The organism is Allokutzneria sp. NRRL B-24872 (assembly GCF_002155965.1).
In the GTDB taxonomy this organism is placed as follows: Bacteria; Actinomycetota; Actinomycetes; order Mycobacteriales; family Pseudonocardiaceae; genus Allokutzneria.
The window spans coordinates 1-581 of sequence record NZ_MUMH01000316.1 but is presented as its reverse complement, the minus strand read 5'-3'; the positions used below and the strand labels follow the sequence as shown (position 1 = coordinate 581).

Here is a 581-nt window from a genome sequence, read left to right as displayed (position 1 = left end):
GACGCCGACCTTGTGCTCGGGCAGGTCGACCGGGACCGACAGCGCCTTGGCCGCGGAGCCGAGGCTGGCGCGCAGCTGCACGGTGCCCTTGTCGGCGCCGAGGGAGAGCAGCCACAGCTGCACCGTGTACTGGCTGCCCGGGTTCACGGTCTTCTCGCAGTGCAGCGTGGTGCCCTGACCGGTGCAGGTGGCGGGCCAGCCGATGCCGACGAAGCCCTTGGGGATCGTGACGTCGACGGCCATCTTGCCGCGCTGCGAGCCCCGGTTCGTGGCCACGACGTCCAGCCGCGCGGGCCAGCGGCCGATNNGATGGTCCCGGTGATCGTGCCGGGCTTGGCGTCGGGCGAGGCGTAGAGCTTGAACCGGAACGTCGCCGTCTCACCGGGCGCGATGCCGCCGGGGCTGGTGCACGTGGCGCTGGCGCACTCGATCACCGAGCGGGAACCCATGGGCGCGAAGCGCGGCGCGGGTTTGCCGACGGTGACCCCGGGCGGCAGGTTCAGCTTCACGGTGACGGGGTCGGAGGGCTTCTCGCCGTTGTTGGCGACGGTGATGCCCATTTCCTGCGGCGGTCCGCCCGG

General features: G+C 72.2%; 2 protein-coding genes. One reads left to right on the top strand and one right to left on the bottom strand.

Annotated features, from left to right (window positions below):
* The coding region (locus tag CCN37_RS37730) for a hypothetical protein (protein WP_143262040.1) at window positions 1–276 on the bottom strand (276 nt) is incomplete at its 3' end.
* Window positions 277–357: 81 nt separating this feature from the next.
* On the opposite strand from CCN37_RS37730, the gene CCN37_RS37725 reads away from it, so the two are divergent.
* The coding region (locus CCN37_RS37725; protein ID WP_143262039.1) for a hypothetical protein at window positions 358–581 on the top strand (224 nt) is incomplete at its 3' end.